Origin of the sequence: Leifsonia sp. NPDC056824 (assembly GCF_042789575.1) — a bacterium.
In the GTDB taxonomy this organism is placed as follows: domain Bacteria; phylum Actinomycetota; class Actinomycetes; order Actinomycetales; family Microbacteriaceae; genus Leifsonia.
Genome location: NZ_JBHUAV010000003.1, coordinates 252,821 through 274,488, shown reverse-complemented (window position 1 = coordinate 274,488; position 21,668 = coordinate 252,821). Strand labels below are relative to the sequence as shown.

Genomic DNA, 21,668 nt, shown 5'->3' with positions numbered 1-21,668 from the left:
GCATACTACCCAGCTTGCGTGTACGTGGCCCTCGTCGATCTCGCAACCGCAGTGGTTACAATGACGTTCGTTAAAACGACAGACGCACTCCCTACCCGAGCGTCTCGACGAAAGACGGTCATACATCCGATGAGCAACAGCGCAGCAGAGCTCCGAGCGCTCTCCATCGAGGAGACCCCCTTCCAGACGATCAGTCAGAAGCAGGGGTTCTTCCGTGGGAGCGGTCGCTCGATCGCCGACATCTGGGCGCACCGCGAGCTGCTCTGGCTCCTGGTCAAGCGCGAGATCAAGGCCCGCTACAAGGACAGCTCCCTCGGTCTGGTCTGGAGCCTCGTCCGCCCGCTGATCCAGCTGCTCATCTACTACTTCGCCATCGGGCAGGTGCTGGGCGCCGCACGGAACACCCCGGACTTCGCGATCTTCGTCTTCACGGGGCTCACGATCTGGGGCCTGTTCTCGGAGATCGTCTCCTCGACGACCGGCTCCATCCTCGGCAACGGCGGCCTCGTCAAGAAGGTCTACCTCCCGCGTGAGATCTTCCCGCTCAGCTCCGTGGGCGGAGCGCTGTTCAACTTCCTCGTGCAGATGGTGGTGCTGATCATCGCCATCGTCGTCATCTCGCACTTCCCCTGGGGACCGAACCTGCTGCTGGCGCCGCTCGCCGTGGTCATGCTGGTGGTGTTCGCCACTGCGGTCGGGCTCGTGCTCTCCGCGGTCAACGTCTACCTGCGCGACACGCAGCACTTCGTCGAGATCGCCCTCCTGGTGCTGTTCTGGGCCTCGCCGATCGTGTACCCGTACACCTTCGTGCACAACGCACTGCACGGGAACTGGATCGAGCAGCTCTACCTCGCGAACCCCGTCACCATCGCCGTCATCGGCATGCAGAAGGCGCTCTGGGCCGGCGGCCTGGAGGGCGCCGGCGCGACCGCCCAGGTCTGGCCCAGCCAGCTCGGGCTGCGCCTCGTCATCACGCTCGGCATCAGCCTCATCCTCCTCTGGCTCTCGCAGCGCGCGTTCGCCAGGCTTCAGGGCAACTTCGCGCAGGAGATCTGACCGGTGACCGACATCCCCCTGATCCGCGTCGACGACGTCTCGAAGCGCTTCGTCATGCACAAGGAGAAGTCCCTCAAGGAGCGCATCCTCAACTTCTCCGCGTCGCGCAAGCACCGTGACGACTTCTGGGCGCTCCGCGACATCTCGCTCGAGATCGACATGGGCTCGACGGTCGGCCTGGTCGGCCACAACGGCTCGGGCAAGAGCACGCTCCTGAAGGTCATCGGCGGCATCATCGAGCCGACCTCCGGCTCCGTGTCGCGCCGTGGCCGGATGGCCGCGCTCCTCGAGCTCGGCGCCGGCTTCCACCCCGACCTGACCGGGCGCGAGAACGTCTACCTCAACGCGGCGATCCTCGGGCTGACCCGCAAGCAGACCGACATGTACTTCGACGCCATCGTGGACTTCTCCGGCATCGAGGACTTCATCGACACCCAGGTCAAGTTCTACAGCTCCGGCATGTACGTGCGACTGGCGTTCGCTGTCGCGGTGCACGTCGACCCCGACCTGCTGCTCGTGGACGAGGTCCTCGCCGTCGGCGACGAGCCGTTCCAGCGCAAGTGCATGGACAAGATCGAGGAGTTCCAGCGCGAAGGCCGCACGATCGTGCTGGTCAGCCACTCCGCCGAGCAGGTCGGCCGCCTCTGCGACCGCGTCGTGGTGCTCAACCACGGCCACCTCATCCACGACGGCAGCCCCACCGAGGGCCTGCGCGTGCTCCGCCAGGGCTTCGAGCAGCAGCGCATCGACCACGACGCCGCCCACCCGACGATGGTCGCCCCGAAGACGGCGACCATCGACAGCATCGTGGCGCTGCCCCGCGTGGCCGGGGTCGTCGACACCTCGCGCGAGCCGGCCGACAAGTCGGAGGCCATCCTGCTCGAGCCCGCGTCGGACCTGGTGATCCGCTACCGCTACCGCGTCACCGCGCCGCAGCAGCCGCTGGCCGCCGGCATCGCGATCGAGACCGCGACCGGTCTCGGCGTCTACGGTCTCAACACCAAGATGCTGGAGACGACGATCCCCGCCGAGCCCGGCCTCCACGAGGTGGACTTCGTGATCGACCGCAACGCGCTCGGCGCCGGGACCTACTCGGTGCGAGGCAGCCTCGAGGAGGTCGCGGGGACGTCGCTCGACCGGATGACGCCCGCCTCCACGTTCGAGATCGCGCCGTACGACATCGGCTCGGGCATCGTCCGGCTGGACGCGTCCGCGGCCGTCGTCGGAGCCGAGGCGGAGGTGCCGTCCGGGCTCAGTGCCTGAGACTGCACACTCCGCGGCGGCACGCCAGCGACGGCACGCTCAGAGCGAGCGGATCCACTCCCACTGCCGCCGGAGGCCCTCCTCCAGCGTGACCTCGGGCTCCCAGCCCAGGGCCTCGCGCGCCCGCGTGCTGTCCCCGCCGGTGCGGAAGACGTCGCCGCGCACCGGGTCGAGGCGCTGCACGTCCAGGCGCCGGCCCGTCACGGCGGCGATGGTCTCGAGCACCTCGTTGACCGAGACGCTGCTGCCGCCGGACAGGTTCATCACCCGCGGCAGCGCCGAGGTCGCGTCCAGGCCGGCGATCAGGGCCTCGACGATGTCGCCGACGAACGTGAAGTCGCGGATCTGCTCGCCCGTGCCGTAGACGGTGATCGGCGAGCCGTCGCGCGCCGCGCCGAGGAAGCGCGTGAAGGCCATGTCCGGCCGCTGCCGCGGGCCGTACACGGTGAAGAAGCGGAAGGCGGCCGTCTGCACGCCGAAGCTCTCGGCGTAGAGGCCGGTCAGGTGCTCCCCCGCCAGCTTGGTGACGCCGTAGGGCGACAGCGGGCGCGGCAGCATCTCCTCGTGGGTCGGATACGTCTCGGCCTGGCCGTAGACGGACGACGACGACGCGTAGAGGAACCGCGTGCCCGGCGAGGTCCGCACGATCGACTCGAGCACCCGCTGGGTGGCGTCGACGTTGGCGCGCGTGTACGCGACGAAGTCGTCGCCCCACGACTTGCGCACGCCCGGCTGGCCGGCGAGGTGGACGACCGCGTCGGCGCCGTCGAGGACGGGCGCGAGATCGAGCGTGTTGAGGTCGGCCTCCACGACGGTCAGCCCGGGGCCGGCGACGGACTCGAGCGCCGCGCGCTTGAGCGCCGGGTCGTAGTACGGCGTCAGCGCGTCGACGACGACGACCTCGTCGCCCCGCCTCAGCAGAGCGGCGACCAGTGTGCTCCCGATGAAACCGGCGCCGCCGGTGACGATAACCCTAATCGTGGCTTCCTCTCGCCCGCATGCGCTTGGCCGAGTCGCCGACCCAGCGGATCGGCGCCGAGGCCTTCCACGAGGTGCTGGTGAGCAGTCCCTGGAGCTGGCCGCGCCACTCCGCCTCGATCCGGGCCTGGTCGCGGGCGGCCGCCTCGCGCGTCTCGTGCAGCTCGCGGCGCGTGTCCTCCAACGCACGGTGATCGTCCGCCTGGGCGGCGAGCTGCGCGGAGAGCTCGGCCGTCTCGCGCTTGAGCCGCGCGACCTCGGCGAGCAGCGGCCCGGCGTTGCGCTTGTTGTTCTTGCCCAGGTGGATCTTGCGGCCCACCTCGACCGGCCAGCTGTGCAGGTCCGAGTCGAAGTTCTCCAGCTCCACGCCGTTGACGCGGAGCCCGGACAGGCTGAGCGTGACGTTCGCCGAGAGCTGGTCGCGGCGCGAGAACCGGAGGACGTGGTCGAACCAGCGCTCCATCGCGGCCTGCACCTCCGGGGTGTTGCGCCGGGCGATCATCCCGTTCCAGTACGGGTGCTGCTGGATGAGGTCGGGGTAGAGGTCGGCGTAGTGCAGCAGCTGCTCCTGCACCCGGGCGGCGTCGTCGTAGTTGAGCGCGACGACCTCGTCGAACTCGTCGATCACGCGGTCCCGGTAGCTGTGCAGCGACACGGCGTAGTCGGCGTCGGCCAGCCAGGCGTCCAGGATCTCGTCCGGGGTCGTCTTCAGCAGCACCGAGTTGTCGATGTACAGCGTCTCCGCGAACCCGGCCACGTCCTCGTGACCGCGGATCTTGAACTCGCGCTGGCTGCGGACCAGGTCGAGCGGGAACATCGGCTCGACATGGATGATCCGCCAGGTCTCGCTCGTCAGTGCCGCGTCGTCGGTGAAGCAGATGAACGGGATGTCCGTCCGCGCCGCGACCGGCTGCTCGAGCAGCTCCTCGTATCCACCCAGCAGAGCCGTGTAGACAGCACGGGGTCCGCTCATCGGTTCTGGCTCCTTCGGGTAGGCAACCCTCCAGACGATATCACCTGGCCCCTGTAGGGTTGTGGCATGCCCCGCCTGGTGTTCCTGTACGCCGAACCGTTCCGAGGAGCGGGATCGACGGTGATGCGGGGCTTCCAGCTCGCCGGCCTCGCGCGCGAGCAGCTCAGCCGGCACAGCGTGCACGTCAGGGCCCTCGGCTCCCGGGTGCGCAACTCCACGGTCTTCCTCACCAAAGGGGCGCTGAAGCTCGCGACACCTGTTCAGCTCGACGAGCTGGTGCGCCGCGGCAACCGCCTCCTGTTCGACCCGGTCGACGAGCTGCCGCCCGCCACCACCGCCCGGTTCGCCGACGTGCTGGTCGCGAGCTCGCTGACCGCGTTCGAGGAGTACGGCCGCGCCTACCCCGGCACCAGGGTCGCCCTGGTCAACCACCACGTCGACCCGCGGCTCGACACGACGCAGCCGCCGCGCGACGCGTTCCGCGCCGGCTACTTCGGCGAGAGCGTGAACGCGGTCCTCACGCCGGCGATCGAGGAGACCGTCGACGTCGTCCCGATCGACACCTCGCGCGAGGACGCCGACTGGCTCAAGCGCGTCGGCGACTACTCCTTCCACTACGCCGTGCGCCTGCACCGCGAGCTCGACCACTACAAGCCGTTCCTCAAGGGCTTCACCGCTGCCCACTGCGGCGCGCCTGTGCTCATCCAGCGCGACCAGCAGGAGGCGGTGCGCTGGCTCGGCGGCGACTACCCCTACCTGATCGACGCCCCGGTCTCCGAGCAGCAGATCCTCGACGCCCTCACCGAGGCCGAGTCCGACTTCGGCGGTCCGCGCTGGCGGCGGGCGCTGGCCACGATGGCCGGCATCCGCGCACGCACCACCCCGCAGCGCATCGGCGAGGAGCTCGCGGCGGCGGTGCTGTAGCCGGCGGTCGCCGCGCGCCCGCGCACCGGTTCTCGCAGGCTGTCGATCTATGCTGGAGGGCGATGTCCTCACCCGTCCCCTCCCGTGCGACCGCCGTCGTGACCGTCAGCTACAACTCGAGCGGCGAGCTCGGCGGCTTCCTCGACTCCGTCGACGGCGGCGAGCTCGCCCCGCACACATACATCGCCGACAACCTGTCGGCCGACCTCGAGGCGACCAGGGCCATCGCGGCCGTGCACGATGCGACGGTGGTCGAGGTGGGCGAGAACCGCGGCTACGGCGGCGCCGTCAACGCGGCCACCGCGGCCCTGCCGGACGAGGTCCGCTACATCCTGGTGTCCAACCCGGACGTCCGGCTCTCCCCCGACACCGTGCGGGTGCTCGTGCAGGCGATGGAGGACCGTCCGGAGCTCGGCGCCGTCGGCCCCCGGGTGCTCAACGTGGACGGTACGCCGTACCCGTCCGCGCGCTCCTTCCCGTCGCTGCGGACGGGAGTCGGCCACGCGGTGTTCTTCTCGCTCTGGCCGCGCAACCCGTGGAGCCGCCGCTACCTGTCGCACAAGGACGGCTCGCTGGAGCCGCGCACCGTCGACTGGCTGTCGGGGTCGTGCATGCTGGTCCGCCGGACGGCGTTCGACCAGCTCGGCGGGTTCGACGAGGGGTACTTCATGTACTTCGAGGACGTCGACCTCGGCTACCGGCTCGCGAAGGCGGGCTGGAAGCGGCTCTTCCTGCCGACGACCAGCGTCGTCCACTCCGGCGCGCACTCCACCACCACGGAGTCGGCCAAGATGATCCGCGCGCACCACGACAGCGCCTACCGCTATCTCAGCCGCAAGTACTCCGGCCCGCTGCTGGCGCCGCTGCGCTGGGTCCTCCGGCTGGGCCTGGACCTGCGCGCCACCTATCTCACCCGCCGGGGAGCCTGAGGCTCACGGAGCCGAGGGGCGTCAGCCCTCCAGCAGCCGGGTGAGGTACTGGCCGTAGCCGCTCTTCACCAGCGGCGCGGCGAGCTCCGCCAGACGCTGGTCGTCGATCCAGCCCGCCCGCCAGGCGACCTCCTCGACGCAGCCGACCTTGAAGCCCTGCCTGTCCTCGATCACGCGCACGTACTCCGACGCCTGCATCATCGACTCGAACGTGCCGGTGTCGAGCCACGCGGTGCCGCGGTCGAGCACCTGGACCTGCAGCTTGCCCGACTCCAGGTAGCGTTCGTTGACCGTGGAGATCTCCAGCTCGCCGCGCGCGCTCGGCTCGATGGTCTTGGCGATCCCGACCACGGAGTTGTCGTAGAAGTACAGACCGGGGACGGCGTACTTGCTCTTGGGCTTGACCGGCTTCTCCTCGATGGAGACCGCGGTGAAGTTGTCATCGAACTCGACGACGCCGTAGGCGGTCGGGTCGCTCACCTGGTACGCGAAGATCAGCGCGCCGTCGATGTCGTTGTGCTGCCGCAGCGACGAGCCGAGGCCGGTGCCGTGGAAGATGTTGTCGCCGAGGACGAGCGCGACCGACTCGTCGCCGATGAAGTCCTCGCCGATGATGAACGCCTGCGCGAGCCCGTCCGGCGACGGCTGCACGGCGTACTCCAGCCGGATGCCGAGCTGCGAGCCGTCGCCGAAGAGGGCGCGGAACTGCTCGTTGTACTCGGGCGTGGTGATGATGAGGATCTCGTTGATCCCCGCCATCATCAGCGTCGACAGCGGGTAGTAGACCATCGGCTTGTCGTAGATGGGCATGAGCTGCTTGGAGATGCCCTTGGTGATGGGCCAGAGCCGGGTGCCGGAGCCGCCGGCGAGGATGATTCCGCGCATGGTGTGGGGTTCGTCCTTACTTGTCGTTCAGCGAGGCGTAGAAGGCGCGGGCCGCGTCCCAGGTGGGCAGCAGGCCGCTCTCCTTCGCCTGCAGGAGGCCGGGGGCGTCGGTGTCCTTGGCGGAGAGCAGGAGGTCGTCCGCCGGCACGGGGAACTCGAGGGCGATGTCGCCGTCGAGCGGGTTGATCCCGTGCTCGCGTCCCGGGCTGTACACGTCGGTCACCAGGTAGCTGACGGTCGCGTCGTCGGTCAGCGCGACGAAGCAGTGGCCGAGGCCCTCCGCGACGTAGATGGCGCGGCGGTCGGTGTCGTCCAGCAGCACGGAGTCCCACTGGCCGAACGTCGGCGAACCGACGCGGATGTCGATGACGAAGTCGAGCACGGCGCCGCGCGGCGCCATGACGTACTTGGCCTGGCTCGGCGGGATGTCGGCGAAGTGGATGCCCCTGACGGAGCCGCGGCGCGACACGGACGTGTTGCCCTGCTTCAGGTCGAGCGAGTGGCCGACCGCCTCCTCCAACCGGTCGAACCGGTAGAACTCGAAGAACAGGCCGCGGTCGTCCGCGTGCTGCACCGGGGTGATCTCGTAAGCGTCGGGGATCGAAAGTTCTCGGATCTGCACCCCGGGAGTCTATCAATGCGGCCTCACGGTAGACTCGACGCCGGTTCACCGACAGAAAGCAGCCTCTCCGCATGAAGATTCTCGTCACCGGTGGCGCCGGGTTCATCGGCTCCAACTTCGTCCGCCGCACGCTTCAGGACGCCTATCCGGGCCTGGAGGGCGCCGAGGTCGTCGTCCTCGACGCGCTGACCTATTCGGGCAACCTGGCGAACCTCGCCCCGGTCGCGGACTCCCCGCGCTACACCTTCGTCAAGGGCGACATCCGCGACGGCGGCCTGCTCGACGAGCTGTTCCCGACGATCGACGCCGTGGTGCACTTCGCCGCAGAGTCGCACGTCGACCGCTCGGTGCGCGACGCGTCGATCTTCGTGGAGACCAACGTCCTCGGCACGCAGCAGTTGCTCGACGCGGCGCTGCGCAACAAGGTCGAGCGCTTCGTGCACGTCTCCACCGACGAGGTCTACGGCTCGATCGCGGAGGGCTCGTGGGACGAGGACCGCCCGCTGGAGCCGAACTCGCCGTACTCGGCGTCGAAGGCCGGCAGCGACCTCCTCGCCCGCAGCTACTTCCGCACGCACGGGCTCAACCTGTCGATCACGCGCTGCTCGAACAACTACGGCCCCTACCACTTCCCCGAGAAGGTCATCCCGCTCTTCGTCACCAACCTGATCGACGACAAGCACGTCCCGCTGTACGGCGAGGGCAACAACATCCGCGACTGGCTGCACGTCGACGACCACACCCGCGGCATCGCGATGGTGCTCGTGAACGGCCGCGCCGGCGAGATCTACAACATCGGCGGCGGCACCGAGCTCACCAACAAGGAGCTCACCCAGCTGCTGCTCGACGCCACCGGTAAGGACTGGTCGTACGTCGACCGCGTCGCCGACCGCCTGGGCCACGACCTGCGCTACTCCGTCGACATCTCCAAGATCCAGAAGGAGCTCGGCTACGAGCCGCTGGTCCCGTTCCAGCAGGGCCTCGCCGACGTCGTGCAGTGGTACCGCGACAACCGCGACTGGTGGGAGCCGCTCAAGGCCCGCGCCGCCCTGGACAACTGATGCGCGTCCTCGTCGCCGGAGCGAACGGACAGCTCGGACAGGACCTGCAGAAGGCGCTGGCCGCGCGCGGGCACGAGGTGACGGCCCTCGGCCGCGCCGAGCTGGACGTGACCGACCGTGCGGCGGCCGTCGCCGCGGCCGCCGGCCACGACGCCGTCGTCAACGCGTCCGCCTACACCAAGGTGGACGACGCCGAGACGCACGAGGACGAGGCGTACGCGATCAACGCGCTCGGCACCGAGAACCTGGCCGTTGCCGCCGCGCAGGCCGGCGCCAAGTACGTGACCGTGTCCACCGACTACGTGTTCGACGGCCACGCCACCGAGCCGTACGCCGAGGACACCCCGCGCGACCCGATCAACGCCTACGGCCGCACGAAAGCGGCCGGCGAGGAGCTCGCGCTCGCCGCCCACCCGCACGGCGCCTACGTCGTGCGCACCGCGTGGCTCTACGGCGCGGGCGGCGCGAACTTCGCCAGGACGATGGTGAAGCTCGCGGGCAGCCACGAGACCGTGAGCGTCGTCGCCGACCAGCTCGGCCAGCCGACGTGGACCGGCGACCTCGCCGAGCAGATCGTCGCCCTCCTGGAGTCCGACGCCCCCGCCGGGGTCTACCACGGCACGAATTCGGGCGAGGCGAGCTGGTTCGAGTTCGCGAAGGCGGTCTTCAGCGCGGCCGGATTGAACCCTGATAGGGTCACACCGACCGACAGCGCGACGTTCGTCCGTCCCGCACCCCGACCGTCCTATTCCGTGCTCGCGCACGGTGCCTGGGCGAAGGCCGGACTGGCGCCGATGCGGTCGTGGGAGGCCGCCCTGGCAGACGCCGCACGGCAGGGAGTCCTGGACCTGGAGACGAATGACGACACTCAGCGTGGTGGTCGATGAGCTCACCTCGGCCGAGACCGGCGGAACCCGCCGGTACACCGAGGAGCTGACCCGTCAGCTGATCGCCACCGCACCCGCGGGCTGCGAGGTGCGTGCGTACGTGTCCAACGTCCCCGACGAGCAGCTCGCCGAGCTGCGCGCGGCCCTCCCCGGCCTCGCCGACCTGGTGCGGCTGCCGCTGGCCCGCCGCGAGCTCGCGCTCGCCTGGCAGTCGGGCATCGCCGTCGGCGGCGTGCGCGGGATGCTGCACGCGCCGAGCCTGCTGGCTCCGCTGCGCAAGCACGACACCCTGAACGACGGCGACCAGGTCGCCGTGACGATCCACGACGCCCTCGCCTGGACGCATCCCGAGTCGCTCGGCACCACGTCGGTGATGTGGACGAAGTCGATGGCCAAGCGCGCCCGCAAGCACGCCGACGCGATCGTCGTGCCCACCCACGCGGTCGCGAACAGCCTCGCCGAGTCGCTCGACTTCGGCGACCGCATCCGGGTCATCGGAGGCGCCCCCGCGACGACGCTGCGGCTCCCGGCCGACGCCGACGAGCGCGCCGCCCGGCTCGGCCTGCCGCCGGTCTACGCGTTCACGCTGGGCTCGATCATGCCCCGCAAGGGCATCGCGCCGCTCATCCGCGCCATCGCCCGGCCGGAGGCCCACGACATCCCACTGCTCATCGCCGGCCCCGACCGCTACGGAGACGGCACGGCGACCGGGGTGGCCGCCGCCGCCGGCCTGCCGGAGGACCGCGTGCGCGCCCTCGGCCGGCTGGACGACGCCGACCTCGCGGTGGTCCTCGACCGGGCGACGCTGTTCGTCTACCCGAGCCTCGCCGAGGGCTTCGGCCTGCCGATCGTGGAGGCCTTCAAGTTCGGCCTCCCGGTCATCCACTCCGACGACCCCGCCCTGGTGGAGGTCGCCGCCGGCGCGAGCCTGGTCGTGGAGCGTCCGGCCTCCGCCGAGGACGACGCCGGCTACAGCGAGCGCCTCGCCGGCGCGATCGGCCGTGTGCTCGACGACGCCGAGCTGCGCGCCCGCATCGGCGTCCTCGCCTCCGACCGCGCCCGCGCCTTCAGCTGGCGCGACTCCGCCGAGCGCGTCTGGCAACTGCACGCCGACCTCTGACCCGCACATTCGTGCCGAATGTCGCGATACCGCGCCCCAATCGCGCGATTCGTGCCGAATGTGCCGTGCGCGATTCGTGACGAATGTCGCGAAAGCGCGCCCCAATCGCGCGATTCGTGACGAATGTGCCTCTGGCACATTCGTGCGGAATGTCGCGATAGGGGGCGCGAAACGCGCGATTCGTGACGAATGTCGTGAGGGTCAGGCGCGGGTGGAGGTGGTGGCGGGGGTGTCGGCGGGGTCGCGCGTGTCCTCCTCGGGGCCGAACCAGGCGCGGTAGCGGGCGGAGGCCCACTCGCCGGCGGCCTTCGACCAGCCGTGGCTGCGCTTCTCGATCAGCCAGGTGAAGCCGACCGCGACCAGCACCGCCAGCGGGAGGGCGAACAGCAGCGGCACGTACCAGGCCTGGCCGGCGAACAGGTACGTGCTGAACAGGATGATCGGCACATGCACCAGGTACAGGCTGAACGAGATCGCGCCGACGAACTGCAGGGGACGCGACTCGAGCACAACGCGCAGCGGCGTCCAGCCGATCGCGGCGACCACGAGGCCGGCCGCCGCCAGCGGGAGGAGCCCCTTCAGCACGTTGTCGAGCTCGGGGATGCCGCCGACGCCCGGGCCGATCAGCCACGGCGCGATGAGCAGCAGCGCGCTCCCGACCGTGAGCCCGGCCCACAGCGGGTGACGGAACCAGCGCGCGTTGATCCGTGCGGCGGTGGCGCGGACGAGGTCGAGGCGCACCGCGATGATCGCGCCGACGAAGAACGCCGGGAAGTACTCCAGCTCCCCCGACCCGGCATGCGCTCCCAGCCAGGTCAGCGCGCAGGCCAGCGCCAGGCCGCCGATCCACCACCGACGTACGGCGAGCGCCGCGATCGCGAAGACCGGGAGCAGCAGCGAGAACGCGAGCTCCCAGCGCAGCGACCACAGCGGGTTGTTGATCTGGCCGTCGCCGCCGAGGAGGTCCATCGCCTTCACGATGTACTCCCACGAGAAGTTCGGCGTCGAGGAGTTGCTGAGCCACGTCCCGCTCGGCTGGGTGCTGATCTGCGGGATGGCAGCGACCCACGCCGCGGCGAGCACGACCGACGCCGCGACCGGCACCATGAGCCGCACGACGCGGCGCGGGAAGTAGGCGACCCAGTCGAAGCCGCGCCGGCGGACCACGGGCAGCGTCACCACCAGCCCGGACAGCACGAAGAACACGATCACCGACTCCACACCGGCGGAGGCCAGCTTGAGCGGCGTGTAGCTGATCCACCACATGAACGAGCCGGCGGGGGCGTGGCCGCCGCCCGGCGCGCCGGGGAAGTCGGGGTTGGTGTAGAGCGCGTGGTGGAGGACGACGACGACCGCCGCGAGCCCCCGGAGCCCGTCGAGGGCGGTCAGGCGTGCGGTGTTCTTCGTCAGCGTCTTCTCGTTCACATTCCACCTGTACCCGTCATAGGCGGGCGACGGTACCGGCGGGCGCTGGGTGGTTCCTGTGACCTGTTCAGGGGTCAGCTGGGTGCCCGGTCAGACGATGTGCGCGGTGGCCAGCTGGGATTCGATGAACGGCAGCAGCGAGTCCGCGTACGTCTTCGTGAGGTGGTGGCGGTCCTTGTAGACGATCACGCCGCCGATGACGACGGGGCATTCCGTGGGCGTGCAGAGTCGATCGCTCAGGTCGAGCACCGCCACTCCCGGCGTCGCCTTCGCGGCGTCCAGCAGCGGCTGCGGCCGTCCGGTGAGCACGGTCGCGCGCGGACCGGCGCAGGCGGCGGACTGCGCCTCCGGGTTGGCGGCCACGCAGTTGGGCACGTCCTGCGGCTCGTACGGCGTGTCCGTGATCACCGCGACTTTCGCGCCGTCCTTCAGGAAGCCGTCGATGGCGGCCTGGTGCGCCGCGACCTGCTTGTCGAGCGGGTCCATCGTGAGCTGGGCCGTGTAGTAGCCGGCGGGGACGAGCGCGGCGTCGACGACCACGGCGGGCTTCAGCGCCGCGATGCTCGGGAGGGACCCCTTCACCCAGTCGGTGCAGTCCACCTCCTCGGCGCCCTTCGTGAAGATGGGCGACAGGGCCATCGGGCAGGAGGGGTGCACGTAGGTGACGAGCTTCATGTGCTTCGCCTTCGCGAGCTCGTCGAGCGGGGCCACCCACTGCCGGGCGTGGGAGTCGCCCACGACCGCGATCGACCTGGTGCCCTTCGGGTCGCCGTAGAGGCACACCTCCCCGTCGGAGATGCTCTGGAGCTGGACCCCTCCCGTGCAGTCGCCGCTCTCGACCCCGTGGGCGTCGGTCTTCGCGAACACCGGGTCGACGGGCGGCATCCCGCCGGGAGGGCAGTGCGCGTCCGGCCGCATCGCCATCGCGCCGAAGCACTCGGCATGCGCGGTGGCCGCGGCCTGGGCGGCGACCTCGGCGGCGCGCGCCTGCGCCCGTGCCGTCGCGGTGAACCCGGTCGCGAGGATGAGCACCGCGACGACGCCGACCCAGGCGGTCCCGAGGGTGATCGCGTGCTGGTAGCGGTGCTTGATGCCGAGGAACGGGTCCTCCACGACGTACTTCGACAGCGCAGCGAGCAGCACGGAGAGCGCGATCAGCGCGAGCGTCTGCGGCAGCGTCGACCTATGGCCGACGACGAAGGGGAAGAGCACGAGGATCGGCCAGTGCCAGAGGTACAGCGAGTAGGAGACGCCGCCGAGCCACTGGATCGGCTTCAGGCGGTACACCGCTCCGAGCAGCGTCGACGGCATCCCCGCCCACAGCACGAGCACCGTCCCGGCGACGGGGATGGCGGCGACGACACCGGGGAACGGGAGCGTCCCGTTCATCAGGAAGCCGCAGCCGCCGATGACCGCCATGCCGAGCAGGGAGACGGCCGTGCGCACGCCGACCGGAGCGCGCCAGCCCAGGTAGGCCAGCAGGCTGCCCGCCGCGAACTCCCACGCCCGCGTTCCGGTGGAGAAGTAGGCGACGGAGTGGTCGGTCTGCGTCAGCACGACCGAGTAGATCAGCGACGCCACGAAGATCGCGGCGAGGCACCAGCCCGCCGCCACGCGCCAGCGGTCGCGCAGCAGCACCATCGCGAGGATCAGCAGCAGCGGCATCACCAGGTAGAACTGCTCCTCCACCGACAGCGTCCAGAAGTGCTGCACGGGCGAGGCCTGGTTGTTCGCCGCCAGGTAGTCGACCGAGTTCGCCGCGAGCAGCCAGTTCTGCGTGTACAGCGTGGCCGCGACGACCTCGCTGTAGAACTGGTCCCACAACTGGCGCGGCACCCAGACGGCGATCGCGACCGCGGCCGAGACGGTCACCAGCAGGGAGGCGGGCAGCAGCCGCTTCGCCCGGCGGAGCAGGAAGCGGCCGTACCTGATGCGCCCGGTCCGGCCGGCCTCCCGCAGCAGGTTGCCGGTGATGAGGAACCCGCTGATGACGAAGAAGACGTCGACGCCGACGAATCCGCCGGGCAGCCGGGTCGGGAAGAAGTGGAAGAGGACGACGAGGCCGACGGCGATCGCGCGGAGCGCTTGGATCTCCGGGCGCAGGCGTCGGGCACGACTCAGGGGTGGGGTGCTCATCGACTCCCTTCCTGCTCCTGAATCGTGAACCGTCGTTCATTCTAAGCAGGTTGTGTCGGGCGTTCTGACAGGGGCCCACGCGCGTCCTCTGTGGGTCCGCTCAGCCTCCGGACGGTGCGGGCGTCGCCGTCGGCGGCGTCAGCGCCGTCTTCACGAGCTGGTGGATCTGCGTGTAGTCCGGCTTCGTCGGATCGATCGCGGGAGGCACGAGCTCCAGCTTGTCGACCGGCTGCGTGCGCGTCTTCATGCCGAGGTCGACGAAGTAGCCGAGCATCGATTGCGGGATGTCGGTCTTCATCACCTGCGCGCCGGCGTGGGCGATGTCCTGGAACTTGGTGACGACGTTGAGCGGGTTGAACTGCTTGAGGATCGCGTCCTGCAGCTGGCGCTGGCGCGCCATCCGGTCGTAGTCGCTCGTGCCGTGCCGTGCCCTGGCGTACCACTGGGCGTGGTAGCCGTCCATGTGGTGCTGTCCGGGCTGGATCCACTCCACGACGCCGTTGAGGTTCTCGTCGCCGCCGATCGGCACCTTCTCGGTCACGGTGATGTCGACCCCGCCGAGCGCGTCGATCAGGTCGGCGAAGCCCTGCATGTCGATGAGCACGTAGTACTGGATGGTCAGCCCGGTCGCGCCCTCCAGCGCGTCGCGCATCGCCTCGATCCCCGGCTCGCTCTGCTGCTTCTTCGCGTTCGGGTACAGGTCCGGCTTGTAGAGCTCGACCTCGGTGTAGATGGAGTTGAGCTGGCAGACGTCGACGTCGCACTTGTCGTGGTAGCCGTAGCCGTCGGGGTAGACGGTACGCAGTGGGGATTTGGCAGAGAACGGCACCGGGTTGAGGTCGCGCGGCAGGCCGATCGTGACGGCCTTCCCGGTGCTGGCGTCGATGCTGACGATCGACATGCTGTCCGGGCGCAGCCCCTGCCGGTCGGGCCCGGCATCGCCGCCGAGCAGCATGATGTTGTAGCGTCCGTCCACCGGCGCGACGGGGCCGCCGTCGGCGAAGATGTCGCCGAGCGCACCGCGTGCCGAGCCCGCGACCGCGGACCCGTAGGCCGCGGTGCCGGCCAGCCCGACCAGCACCAGTACGGAGAACGCGGCGATCCAGCCGCGCATCTTCGCCCGCGCCTTCACCAGACGGACGAGCCGCAGAGTGTCGAGGGTGAGCACCACCCACAGCACCGCGTAGGCGATGAGCAGGATCTGGACGACGGTGAGGCCGCCCGCCTGGGTCGCGAACGTGTACAGCGACGACGGGGACGCGACCGCCAGGATCAGCGCCACGAGCCCGAGCGCCCAGAGCAGGAGGGTTGCGAGAATTCCGGCGCGGCCCAGCAGGCGGTTGCCCGCGACGAGCTGGGGCGTGCCGGGCAGCAGGATGTTGAGGCCGACCAGCCACCAGCCACGCGCGGTCATCTCCCCCGGCGACGTCGCGTCGGGGGTCCGCAGCGGAGTCCGCGGGTTCATAGCCGCGACTTCAGCGCCCGGTTCTTCTCCTCCACGCTCGCCTCGAGGTCGGCGGCGAAACGCGCAAGAGCGGCGGACAGCTCCGGGTCGGAGGTGGCGAGGATCTTGACGGCGAGCAGCCCGGCATTGCGGGCGCCACCGATGGAGACGGTCGCGACGGGGACGCCCGCGGGCATCTGCACGATCGACAGCAGCGAGTCGAGTCCGTCCAGCCGCGCGAGCGGCACCGGGACACCGACGACGGGGAGGGTGGTGACGGCCGCGACCATCCCGGGCAGGTGCGCGGCGCCGCCGGCTCCCGCGATGATGACGCGCACGCCCCGGCCGGCAGCCGCCATGCCGAAGGCGATCATCTTCTCGGGAGTGCGGTGCGCGGAGACCACCTCGACCTCGTGCGCCACACCGAACTCGGTGAGCACCTTCGAGGCCTCCTCCATCACGGACCAGTCGGAGTCGGAGCCCATGATGACGGACACGACGGGCTGAGGCTGTGCTGGCATGCGACTCAGGATAGGTCGGGGGTGCGGGGTGGCCGGGTTAGGCCCGCCGCGAGGGACGGAGATTCGGGCGGAATCTCCGCCTCAGCCTTCGAAGAAGGCCGCCGCCGCCCGCGCCCGGTAGACCACGTCGTCGAGGTCGTCCCCGCCCACGGTCACATGCCCGACCTTGCGGCCCGGCCGCGGCGCCTTGCCGTAGCCGTGGAACTTGGCCTCGGGATGCGCGGCCAGCGCCGCCGGGTAGCGGTCCTGCAGCGTGCCCTCGGCGGGGCCGCCGAGGATGTTGACCATCACCGACCACTCCTCGCGCGGCGCGGTCGAGCCGAGCGGAAGGTCGAGGACCGCGCGCAGGTGCTGCTCGAACTGGCCGGTGACCGCGCCCTCGATCGACCAGTGGCCGCTGTTGTGCGGGCGCATGGCCAGCTCGTTGATGAGCACCCGGCCGTCGGTGGTCTCGAACAGCTCCACCGCGAGCACGCCGGTGACGCCGAGACCATCGGCGACGTGGCGGGCGATGTCGGCGGAGACCTGCGCCACGCGGCCGACCGAGCCGGGCGCCGGGGCGATCACCTCCGCGCAGACGCCGTCGCGCTGGACCGTCTCCACGACGGGCCACGCGGCGATCTCGCCGGACGGGCGGCGTGCGACGAGCTGCGCCAGCTCCCGGCGGAAGTCCACCAGCTCCTCGACCAGCAGGGCGCCGCCGCGACCGTCCTCGGCGAGCGCGAGGAACCAGTCGTCCGCACCGGAGGCCTCCGACACGACCCGCACGCCCTTGCCGTCGTAGCCGCCGCGCGCCGTCTTCACGACCGCACGGCCGCCGTGGTCGGCGAGGAACGCGCCGAGCTCGTCGGCGGACTCCACCGCGGCCCAGTCCGGCACCGGCAGCCCCAGCTCGCTGAGCTTGGCGCGCATCTGCAGCTTGTCCTGCGCGTAGAGCAGCGCGTCGGGACCGGGGTGCACGGGGATGCCGCGGCCGACCAGCTCACGCAGGATCGCCGGCGGCACATGCTCGTGGTCGAAGGTCACGACGTCGACCGTCTCGGCGAACGCGAGCACGGTGTCGAGGTCGCGGTAGTCGCCGACGCCGGTCGCCGCCAGGTCGGCGCTCATCCCCTCCGCCTCCTCCAGCACGCGGATGTCGATGCCGAGCTCCACCGCGGGAGGGATCATCATCCTGGCCAGCTGTCCGCCGCCGATCACACCGACTGTGTTCCTGGCCATCTCCGATGTCTCTCCTCGATACTCTTCACACGGTGCGCGGGCAACTCCCAGATACCGGACACCCGGGCCGCGTAATGTGACGAACGCACTTCCTATCTTCCCGCATAGCCAGGCTGGAGCATGACGACCGAGACGACCACAGCGCACCGCACGGCGCGCTTCCTCCCGCAGCTGATCAAGTTCGGCGCGGTGGGCGCTGTCGGCTTCGGGGTCAACCTCGTCGTCTTCAACGTGATGCTGCTGATCGTGCTGCGCAATGTGGAGCACCGGACGATCTACGCGACGATCATCGCGACGGTCATCGCCATCCTGACGAACTGGATCGGCAACCGGTTCTGGGCGTTCTCCGGCCAGCGTCAGGACAACGCCGCCCGGGAGGGCGTCGAGTTCTTCGCCGTCAGCCTGGCCACCGGCACCGGCATCCCGCTGCTCTGCGTGTGGGTGTCGCACTACCTGCTCGGCATGGTGGGCCCGGTCGCCGACAACATCTCGGCGAACGTCGTCGGCCTCGCGGTCGGCATGCTGTTCCGCTTCGCGCTCTACCGCTGGTGGGTGTTCGCGCCCGGCCGCGCCGAGAAGGCGAAGGCGAAGGCCCGGACCACCAGCGTTGTCGTCACCGCACCGGAGCCGGCCACCACGACGGGCTCGACGCTAGCGCGAACCCCAGACGGTGGTCTCGTCGGAGACTGACTCCGACTGCTGTCTGCGCACCGCCACGACGGTCTGCGTGCGCTCCATCAGCTCGCTCAGCGCGCGCTGCACCTGATCGGCCTTGGGCACGTCCCGCAGCACGACCGGGTGGTCCAGCCCGGAGTTGATCAGCACGTCCCCCGAGCGGAACATGCTCTGCAGCCACGAGCGCCGCACCGCGACGTCGTAGCCGCGGCTGTGCAGCAGCTCCTGGCGCACGCGCACGAAGAACCCGTGCCGGATGATGAGCCGGCGCGTCGTGATCGTGTACCGCCTGCTCAGCCACACGGCGAGAGGCAGCAGGAACAGCAGGAGGACGACGGCGGCCGCCGAGCTCCACAGCAGCACGACCTCCCACACCTCGGACACGCGTCCGGCGAAGAAGCCGACGCCGCCTGCCGCAGCGATCAGGGCGAGGCTCGGCCAGAACATCGCGCGCGCGTTCGACCTCAGGCGGGCGATGACCCGCTCGGGAGGTGGCGCGGGCGTACCCTCCGGCGTGTTGCTCATGTATCCCATTAATACCGCAGGTGCGTCACGTCGCCCGCCGCCACCGCCGTCGGACCGTCATCCGAGTCCACGATCAGGCGGCCGGACTCGTCGATCGACGTCGCGGTGCCGAGCAGCACGTCGCCGCCGGGCAGCTCGACCCGCACGGAGCGGCCGATGGTGTGGCAGGCCTCCACGACCTCGTCGCGCAGGGCGCTGCGCACCGGGTCGCCGCCCGCAGCCACGAACTCGCGGTAGAGCACGCTGAGCTGGGTGAGGTAGGCGGCCAGCACGGCGTCGGGGTCGATGTCCTTCGCGCCGGCGAGCGCGAGCGAGGTGGAGGTCGCGGTCGGCAGCTCGTCGCGCTCCAGCGTCAGGTTCACCCCGGCGCCGACGATCACGCCGTCCATGCCCGGCAGCAGCTCGGAGAGGATGCCGCACACCTTGGCCTCGTCGATCAGCACATCGTTCGGCCACTTGACCGCGACCTCCCGGCTCGTGAAGCCCGAGAGCGCACGGCTCATCGCGACCCCGGCGAGCAGCGGGAACCAGCCGAGCGCCTCCGGGGCGAGTCCCTCCGGGCGCAGCAGCACCGAGATGGCGAGCGCCTTGCCCGGAGGCGACACCCAGACCCGGCCGAGCCGGCCGCGGCCGCCCGTCTGGTTGTCGGTGACGACGACGGCGAGGTCGGGCAGATCGCCCGCGCGCGCCTGCAGCACGTCGTTGGTGGACGCCGCCTCCGGCAGCACCTCGAGGACGGGGACGACAGCCCGGCTGCGACGGAAGCTCATTGCTCAATTCTGCCAGCGAACGGCCTCGGATTTGTAGGAATCCGTAGACGGCATCGCTATTCGGCTGGCAGGTAGAGTGAACGGCGTGACCGACACCGAAGCACGTCAGACCCCCGATCCCTTCACGACCGCCGGCAAGCTCGCCGACCTCAAGGAGCGGTTCCACGAGGCCGTGACCGCGAGCGGCCAGGCCGCGATCGAGAAGCAGCACGCGAAGGGCAAGCTGACCGCCCGCGAGCGCATCGACCTGCTCCTCGACCAGGGCTCGTTCGTGGAGTTCGACGAGTTCGTCCGCCACCGCACCCACGCGTTCGGCATGGAGGCCAAGCGGCCCTACGGCGACGCGGTGGTCACCGGCGTCGGCACCATCCACGGCCGCAACGTGGCGGTCTTCAGCCAGGACTTCACCATCTTCGGCGGCAGCCTCGGCGAGGTCGCGGGCGAGAAGATCATCAAGGTCATGGACCACGCGCTCAAGACCGGCGTCCCGATGATCGGCATCCTCGACTCCGGCGGCGCGCGCATCCAGGAGGGCGTCGTCGCGCTCGGCAAGTACGGCGAGATCTTCCGCCGCAACACCGCCGCCTCCGGCGTCATCCCGCAGATCTCCATCGTGATGGGCCCGGCGGCCGGCGGCGCGGTGTACTCCCCCGCCCTCACCGACTTCGTCATCATGGTCGACAAGTCCAGCCACATGTTCGTCACCGGCCCCGACGTGATCAAGACCGTCACGGGCGAGGACGTCGGCTTCGAGGAGCTGGGCGGCGCGCTCACCCACAACAAGATCTCCGGCGTCTCGCACTACCTCGCCAGCGACGAGGAGGACGCGCTCGACTACGCGCGCGCCCTGCTCAGCTACCTGCCGCAGAACAACCTGGCGGAGTTGCCGGTGTTCGAGGCGGAGCCGGAGCTGGAGATCACCGACGCCGACCGCCGGCTCGACACGATCATCCCGGACTCCCCCAACCAGCCGTACGACGTCACCAGCATCATCGAGGGGATCGTCGACGACGGCGAGTTCCTGGAGATCCAGCCGCTGTTCGCGCCGAACATCGTGATCGGCTTCGCCCGCGTGGAGGGCCGCTCGGTCGGCATCGTCGCCAACCAGCCCAGCGCGATGGCGGGCACGCTCAACATCGACGCGGGCGAGAAGGCGTCGCGCTTCGTGCGGTTCTGCGACGCGTTCAGCATCCCGATCCTCACCCTGGTCGACGTGCCAGGCTACCTGCCCGGCACGGACCAGGAGTGGACCGGCGTCATCCGGCGCGGCGCGAAACTGCTGTACGCGTACGCGGAGGCGACCGTGCCGCTGGTGACGATCATCACCCGCAAGGCCTACGGCGGCGCCTACATCGTCATGGGCTCCAAGCAGCTCGGCGCCGACATGAACCTCGCCTGGCCGACGGCCGAGATCGCGGTCATGGGCGGCCAGGGCGCGGTCAACATCCTGTACCGCGGCGAGATCAAGCGCGCGGAGGAGGCCGGCGAGGACGTCGCGGCCGTGCGCGCCCGCCTCGCCAGCGAGTACACGTACAACGTCGCCAGCCCGTTCCTCGCGGCCGAGCGCGGCGAGCTGGACGGCGTGATCGAGCCGGCCGCAACGCGCATCTCGGTCATCAAGGCGCTGCGGGCGCTGCGCACCAAGCGCGCCTCGCTGCCGCCGAAGAAGCACGGGAACATCCCGCTGTGAGCGGCAGGCACGAGGCGTCGACCGGTCCGTCCCCGCTCGACCCGTCGCAGCTGCGATTCCTCACCACGGGCGTGACCCCGGAGGAGATCGCGGCCGTCACCGCCGTGCTCGCGACGGCGGCGGCGGAGGCGGCTGCGGCGGCGCGCGACGCCCGGCCGCAGCACGGCCCGGACGGCTGGCAGCGCTCGCAGCGCGGCCTCCGGAAGCCGCTCACGCCGGGCCCCGGCGTGTGGCGGTCGTTCTCGGGCTGACCCTGCGCGGCGCGTACCCCGAAAAGGGGTTTGTACCCCGACCAGGATGTCCCCCACATCGGGGACAGGCGGCAATCCGCCACGCGCGACGCGCGGGGCTCGCGAAACTGTCCCCCTGAAGTCCCCCAAAATGACGACTATGTATTTATCGGCCGGGGCGACAATATTGTTATTGCTAGGTGTCTCTCCTCGTGAGTTACACCGCCAATCACTCGCCGACTAGGGTAAGCGGGCGAGTGTTTTGGGGGCGAGTCAGGACGATATTCGGGTTGTCGTCCTGACTCGGGGTTTGAAAAGGGGCCGACAAATTCG

General features: G+C 70.1%; 21 protein-coding genes. 10 read left to right on the top strand and 11 right to left on the bottom strand.

Going from position 1 to position 21,668, the window contains the following annotated elements:
* Window positions 1-129: 129 nt before the first annotated feature.
* Together ACFRFH_RS14145 and ACFRFH_RS14140 are read left to right on the top strand one after the other, a co-directional pair.
* Window positions 130-1,056, top strand: coding sequence for an ABC transporter permease (locus tag ACFRFH_RS14145; protein ID WP_382463637.1), 927 nt, complete (start codon window positions 130-132; stop codon window positions 1,054-1,056).
* Window positions 1,057-1,059: 3 nt separating this feature from the next.
* Window positions 1,060-2,319: an ABC transporter ATP-binding protein gene (locus ACFRFH_RS14140; protein ID WP_382463636.1), complete on the top strand. Its 1,260-nt coding sequence runs from the start codon at window positions 1,060-1,062 to the stop codon at window positions 2,317-2,319.
* A 39-nt stretch (window positions 2,320-2,358) separates the two neighbouring features.
* On the opposite strand, the gene ACFRFH_RS14135 is transcribed toward ACFRFH_RS14140, so the two are convergent.
* Together ACFRFH_RS14135 and ACFRFH_RS14130 are read right to left on the bottom strand one after the other, a co-directional pair.
* Window positions 2,359-3,288, bottom strand: coding sequence for an NAD-dependent epimerase/dehydratase family protein (locus ACFRFH_RS14135; RefSeq protein WP_382463844.1), 930 nt, complete (start codon window positions 3,286-3,288; stop codon window positions 2,359-2,361).
* A gap of 4 nt (window positions 3,289-3,292) precedes the next feature.
* Window positions 3,293-4,270, bottom strand: a complete 978-nt coding sequence (locus ACFRFH_RS14130) for a glycosyltransferase domain-containing protein (RefSeq protein ID WP_382463635.1) — start codon at window positions 4,268-4,270, stop codon at window positions 3,293-3,295.
* Between the two features lie 66 nt (window positions 4,271-4,336).
* Between ACFRFH_RS14130 and ACFRFH_RS14125 the strand changes: the two genes are divergently transcribed.
* Together ACFRFH_RS14125 and ACFRFH_RS14120 are read left to right on the top strand one after the other, a co-directional pair.
* Window positions 4,337-5,194, top strand: coding sequence for a hypothetical protein (locus ACFRFH_RS14125; RefSeq protein WP_382463634.1), 858 nt, complete (start codon window positions 4,337-4,339; stop codon window positions 5,192-5,194).
* A 62-nt stretch (window positions 5,195-5,256) separates the two neighbouring features.
* On the top strand, window positions 5,257-6,123 hold the full coding sequence (locus ACFRFH_RS14120; RefSeq protein ID WP_382463633.1) for a glycosyltransferase family 2 protein: 867 nt from the start codon (window positions 5,257-5,259) through the stop codon (window positions 6,121-6,123).
* 21 nt (window positions 6,124-6,144) lie between these two features.
* Here ACFRFH_RS14120 and rfbA read toward each other — a convergent pair whose 3' ends face one another.
* The gene (gene rfbA / locus ACFRFH_RS14115; RefSeq protein ID WP_382463632.1) at window positions 6,145-7,008 is read right to left on the bottom strand and encodes a glucose-1-phosphate thymidylyltransferase RfbA; all 864 of its coding nucleotides are present in this window, start codon (window positions 7,006-7,008) and stop codon (window positions 6,145-6,147) included.
* 16 nt (window positions 7,009-7,024) lie between these two features.
* Window positions 7,025-7,630, bottom strand: a complete 606-nt coding sequence (locus ACFRFH_RS14110) for a dTDP-4-dehydrorhamnose 3,5-epimerase family protein (RefSeq protein ID WP_382463631.1) — start codon at window positions 7,628-7,630, stop codon at window positions 7,025-7,027.
* 71 nt (window positions 7,631-7,701) lie between these two features.
* On the opposite strand from ACFRFH_RS14110, the gene rfbB reads away from it, so the two are divergent.
* The 3 genes from rfbB to ACFRFH_RS14095 are packed head-to-tail and all read left to right on the top strand — an operon-like array spanning window position 7,702 to window position 10,698.
* Window positions 7,702-8,691 carry a dTDP-glucose 4,6-dehydratase gene (gene rfbB / locus ACFRFH_RS14105; RefSeq protein ID WP_382463630.1) on the top strand — a complete coding sequence of 330 codons (990 nt, stop codon included), beginning with the start codon at window positions 7,702-7,704 and terminating at the stop codon, window positions 8,689-8,691.
* Window positions 8,691-9,578 carry a dTDP-4-dehydrorhamnose reductase gene (gene rfbD, locus ACFRFH_RS14100; protein WP_382463629.1) on the top strand — a complete coding sequence of 296 codons (888 nt, stop codon included), beginning with the start codon at window positions 8,691-8,693 and terminating at the stop codon, window positions 9,576-9,578. Before rfbB ends, rfbD begins: the two co-directional genes overlap by 1 nt.
* Window positions 9,550-10,698, top strand: coding sequence for a glycosyltransferase family 4 protein (locus ACFRFH_RS14095; protein ID WP_382463628.1), 1,149 nt, complete (start codon window positions 9,550-9,552; stop codon window positions 10,696-10,698). Before rfbD ends, ACFRFH_RS14095 begins: the two co-directional genes overlap by 29 nt.
* Window positions 10,699-10,899: 201 nt before the next feature.
* Here the strand turns inward: ACFRFH_RS14095 and ACFRFH_RS14090 are convergent, their stop codons facing one another.
* The 5 genes from ACFRFH_RS14090 to ACFRFH_RS14070 all read right to left on the bottom strand — a co-directional run bounded on the left by ACFRFH_RS14090 (window position 10,900) and on the right by ACFRFH_RS14070 (window position 17,445).
* A complete protein-coding gene (locus ACFRFH_RS14090) occupies window positions 10,900-12,123 on the bottom strand; it encodes an acyltransferase family protein (protein WP_382463627.1) in 1,224 nt (407 codons plus the stop codon).
* Window positions 12,124-12,213: 90 nt separating this feature from the next.
* Window positions 12,214-14,259, bottom strand: a complete 2,046-nt coding sequence (locus tag ACFRFH_RS14085; RefSeq protein ID WP_382463626.1) for an acyltransferase family protein — start codon at window positions 14,257-14,259, stop codon at window positions 12,214-12,216.
* A gap of 100 nt (window positions 14,260-14,359) precedes the next feature.
* Window positions 14,360-15,724, bottom strand: a complete 1,365-nt coding sequence (locus ACFRFH_RS14080) for an LCP family protein (protein WP_382463625.1) — start codon at window positions 15,722-15,724, stop codon at window positions 14,360-14,362.
* Window positions 15,721-16,224, bottom strand: a complete 504-nt coding sequence (gene purE / locus ACFRFH_RS14075) for a 5-(carboxyamino)imidazole ribonucleotide mutase (RefSeq protein ID WP_382463624.1) — start codon at window positions 16,222-16,224, stop codon at window positions 15,721-15,723. Before purE ends, ACFRFH_RS14080 begins: the two co-directional genes overlap by 4 nt.
* Before the next feature lie 81 nt (window positions 16,225-16,305).
* Window positions 16,306-17,445 carry a 5-(carboxyamino)imidazole ribonucleotide synthase gene (locus ACFRFH_RS14070; RefSeq protein WP_382463623.1) on the bottom strand — a complete coding sequence of 380 codons (1,140 nt, stop codon included), beginning with the start codon at window positions 17,443-17,445 and terminating at the stop codon, window positions 16,306-16,308.
* 120 nt (window positions 17,446-17,565) lie between these two features.
* Here ACFRFH_RS14070 and ACFRFH_RS14065 point away from each other — a divergent pair, with 120 nt between their 5' ends.
* Window positions 17,566-18,135, top strand: coding sequence for a GtrA family protein (locus ACFRFH_RS14065; RefSeq protein WP_382463622.1), 570 nt, complete (start codon window positions 17,566-17,568; stop codon window positions 18,133-18,135).
* Here the strand turns inward: ACFRFH_RS14065 and ACFRFH_RS14060 are convergent.
* Together ACFRFH_RS14060 and ACFRFH_RS14055 are read right to left on the bottom strand one after the other, a co-directional pair.
* Window positions 18,097-18,645, bottom strand: coding sequence for a PH domain-containing protein (locus ACFRFH_RS14060; RefSeq protein WP_382463621.1), 549 nt, complete (start codon window positions 18,643-18,645; stop codon window positions 18,097-18,099). The two genes, ACFRFH_RS14065 and ACFRFH_RS14060, sit on opposite strands and share 39 nt — an antisense overlap.
* 8 nt (window positions 18,646-18,653) lie before the next feature.
* Window positions 18,654-19,415, bottom strand: a complete 762-nt coding sequence (locus ACFRFH_RS14055; protein ID WP_382463620.1) for a biotin--[acetyl-CoA-carboxylase] ligase — start codon at window positions 19,413-19,415, stop codon at window positions 18,654-18,656.
* Window positions 19,416-19,491: 76 nt separating this feature from the next.
* On the opposite strand from ACFRFH_RS14055, the gene ACFRFH_RS14050 reads away from it, so the two are divergent.
* Together ACFRFH_RS14050 and ACFRFH_RS14045 are read left to right on the top strand one after the other, a co-directional pair.
* On the top strand, window positions 19,492-21,105 hold the full coding sequence (locus tag ACFRFH_RS14050; protein WP_382463619.1) for an acyl-CoA carboxylase subunit beta: 1,614 nt from the start codon (window positions 19,492-19,494) through the stop codon (window positions 21,103-21,105).
* Window positions 21,102-21,356, top strand: a complete 255-nt coding sequence (locus ACFRFH_RS14045) for an acyl-CoA carboxylase epsilon subunit (RefSeq protein WP_382463618.1) — start codon at window positions 21,102-21,104, stop codon at window positions 21,354-21,356. Before ACFRFH_RS14050 ends, ACFRFH_RS14045 begins: the two co-directional genes overlap by 4 nt.
* Window positions 21,357-21,668 lie beyond the last annotated feature (312 nt).